The 3,202-nt window shown below is 68.0% G+C and carries 4 protein-coding genes; 3 read left to right on the forward strand and 1 reads right to left on the reverse strand.

Going from position 1 to position 3,202, the window contains the following annotated elements:
• Positions 1 to 400: 400 nt before the first annotated feature.
• On the forward strand, positions 401 to 922 hold the full coding sequence (locus FNH08_RS47615) for a lamin tail domain-containing protein (RefSeq protein ID WP_322726593.1): 522 nt from the start codon (positions 401 to 403) through the stop codon (positions 920 to 922).
• 865 nt (positions 923 to 1,787) lie between these two features.
• Entirely contained in the window at positions 1,788 to 2,480 is a 693-nt protein-coding gene (locus FNH08_RS47620; protein WP_152778137.1) for a DUF2637 domain-containing protein, read from the forward strand.
• A 21-nt stretch (positions 2,481 to 2,501) separates the two neighbouring features.
• On the opposite strand, the gene FNH08_RS47625 is transcribed toward FNH08_RS47620, so the two are convergent.
• A complete protein-coding gene (locus tag FNH08_RS47625) occupies positions 2,502 to 2,978 on the reverse strand; it encodes a MarR family transcriptional regulator (RefSeq protein WP_152778138.1) in 477 nt (158 codons plus the stop codon).
• A gap of 109 nt (positions 2,979 to 3,087) precedes the next feature.
• Between FNH08_RS47625 and FNH08_RS53790 the strand changes: the two genes are divergently transcribed.
• A partial coding sequence (locus FNH08_RS53790) for an HGxxPAAW family protein (protein WP_322726594.1) occupies positions 3,088 to 3,202 on the forward strand: 115 nt, incomplete at its 3' end.

Consider the following 3,202-nt stretch of genomic DNA (forward strand, 5'->3'; position numbering starts at 1 on the left):
GGTGGGGTGTGCGCGACGGGTCGCAGGGGCGCTGAGGGCTGCGTTCGGCCGTGTCGGCGCGGTGTGCGTGTACAGGCGGGTTGTTACTCACTTTCGGGTGACGTCGCATGTGTTGGTGGGGTGGCGTGGCGGAGGTGGCGATGACCGGGGGCCAACGGGCGCACGGGTCGGCGTCGTACCTGGGCGTCAACCTGGTGCATACGGTGCATAGATGGGTGATACAGGGGAGAGTCACGGTGACATGGGTGATTCGTAACATGGTTCACGTCTCATCCGTATTACCGGCACAACGGGTCCAAGGTGTGGATGTGCGGCCGACCGGCCGCCACCCGCACATCGCACACCCCGTCGGTCGACTGGCCGCAGGCGGGGTGGTGCGCGCACCGAGCAGGGAGAGTTTGTGCCTGTTTCCAAGATCGTAACCGCCCGCAGTCTGACCGCCGCCGCGCTCGCAGCCGGCGCCCTGGTCGGAGCGGTGACGCTGCCGGCGTCCGCTGCCGACAGCCGCCCGCACCGGCCGCACGTGAAGATCAGCGACGTCCAGTACGACGCCCCGGGCCGCGACGACAACTCGAACCGCTCCCTGAACAAGGAGTGGGTGGAGATCACCAACAGGAGCCGCCACGGCGTGAACCTGGACGGGTGGACGCTGGCCGACGAGGACGGCCGCACCTACACCTTCCGCCACTACCGCCTGGACGGACGGGCCACCGTCCGCGTCCGTACCGGCGAGGGCCGTGACAGCCGTAGCGACCTGTTCCAGGACCGTCGCCGCGAGTTCTGGGACAACCGCTCCGACACGGTCACCCTGCGCAACGACCGTGGCCGCTTCGTCGACGACTTCTCCTGGGGTGACCGTGACCGCGGTCACCACCACCGCGGCGGCGACCACCGCGGCGACCACCGCGGCGACCGCCGCTGATCCACTCCCGGCCCGCGGATGGCCGGGGTCGGCGGCTACGCCCGTCGCGGGAACGCGAGTGGGCGGGGCGACATGACCGGATGAGCCGCGAGCTCGCATCGCGGCTCGGTATCGATCAGCGGCAGCGGCCTACCCCGCTGCGCAGGGGCCCCGGAGAGATCCGGGGCCCTGACGTATCGGGTCGTGTGGGGGTGGGCCGGATGCGGGTGGTGTGCCCCGCCCGTGGGCCGTGGGAGTGGGCCGTGGGCAGGGCGCCGGGTGTCTTGGGGATTCTTCGCGCGGACATTGCGGCGGGGGTGTCCCAATAACACCCAAGATCACATCGGACGTGCTGCGCCATGCGGCATCGGTCTTTACTCCTCGTGAAACGCCTGTATGGCCCAACCCCATCACCTGATTGCCGCGCATCTGCGCCATTGTGTCCGGCGTTGGTGGGGTATGACTGCAGCAACGTCCTCTACTGCGCCATGGGGTCCTTCAATCAGCGCGGATTCCCGCCGTGATGCCCGTGTGCCGTCGAAGGGAGGGTGGACCTTCACACCGCGACCCCCGTCCACCCCGGACTCGAACGCCATTCTGTGTTTTCGCGGTAATCGCATTGAATTGCTGTACTCGTCCCATGCCTTTGAGGGTTTCCTTGCGGAGATGAGCGAGATCCAGGACGAGTTCGAGCGCCTGTGGACCGGGGAATCGGTCGTCGCGCGTCATGGGGGTTGGGTGGGGCAGATCCGTCATGTCTGAGACGTACAGCGGCTACGGAATCGGTGGAACCCATCTGGAGCCCGGGGTGAGGTCGTGGCCGTACACGGATTACGAGAGTTCCTCCCCGGCGCCCGTACCACAGCCTTTCCCGCCGTTCGCTCCTTTGGACGCGTCGTGGGATCCGGCGGAAGAGCTGGCGTATCTGCTGAGGGATCAGGCCGCGGCTGAGAGCGGCGTATTTCCCCCGGAGCCGGCGGCGGGTGAATCCGGCGAGGAAATGCCCGCAGCGGAACGTCTCGCCGGTTTGGCGCACGTCACCGATGAAATGACGCGCGTGCGTACCGTGCCCGGGCATCGCCGTGTCGCACCGCGAAAGCCCGCGCTCAGTCCGCTGCAGAAGACCAGTTATCTGATCGTCGCCATCGCGGCTGTCGTCGTCTCGATGGTCAGCATGCTCGGCGGAGTGATCACCTACGACCCTCTCCGACGTCTTCCCGGTACCCACGCCGCCTATGGATCCGGCGGTTTGTGGCCCTTGCTTGTCTACGGCCCCTGGACGGTGGCTACTTTGTCGATTCTGCGCGCCGCTCTCCATCGGCGTCGCGCCGCGCACTCCTGGTCCGTTGTGCTGCTCTTCTCGGGCATCGTCATGCTGCTGTGCATTGCCCAGGCGCCCAAGACCATCACCGGTGTGGCGACCGCGGCTCTTCCCGCTCTCGCAGCCCTCGCCTGCTTCCAGCAGCTCGTCCGCCAGATCACCCTCACCCGTCCGCCGCGCAAGACCGTCCGCCGGCACCGCACGTCCACGCTGCCCTTCGCCGCCTACCGTCCTCCGCAGCAGAAGCCCGGCGCCTGAGCCCGTCCGTGCTCCTCCGTGTCACTTTTCCTCCCGCAGCTCCGCCAGGTACTGCTTCGTCAAGCCGCCCGCACGGCTGAACCAGTCGTGCAGGACGGCGATCTCGTCCGAGGAGTAGTCGGAGAAGAGCTCCGTGAGGCGGGCGTAGTACGGGGCGTAGAGGGACTGGACCTGTTCGGCGGCGCAGGCGGTGGCGGCCACGCGGACGCGGCGGCGGTCCTCGGGGTCGGGGCGGCGGGTGACGTAGCCGGCGCGTTCCAGGCGGTTGAGGATGCCGGTCACCGCGCCCGTCGTGACGTTGGCCCGGACGGCCAGGTCGCCGGCGGTGAGCAGGTCGTCGCCCGCCTCCAGGACGTACGCGAAGCAGGTGAGGTCCGAGATGGTCAGGTCCAGGCGCTGGGTCATCTCCTGCTGGCCGATCATGCTCGTCGCGATCAGGTGGTCCATCGCGGACAGGGTCTGTGCGGGGGTCGCGGGCGGGCGCGGCTTGCCCTGCATGGTGGTTCCTCGGGATTTCTCTTAGCGCGTGAGAGGTTTATGTGTTTAACCTCTTAGGTAGTGAGGGGTTGAAGGATTCTAGAGGCGGACGTGCAGGGGGCGGTACATCGTGGGCGCGCATCAGTACGACGAAGGGCACACCGTCGCGGGGTGGACCGGGTTCGGGATCGCCACGGTCGGGTCCGCGGTCGCGGGCGTGGGCATGTGTACGGGGAGCACGGTGG

Source organism: Streptomyces spongiae, assembly GCF_009377185.1.
Taxonomy (GTDB): domain Bacteria; phylum Actinomycetota; class Actinomycetes; order Streptomycetales; family Streptomycetaceae; genus Streptomyces; species Streptomyces spongiae.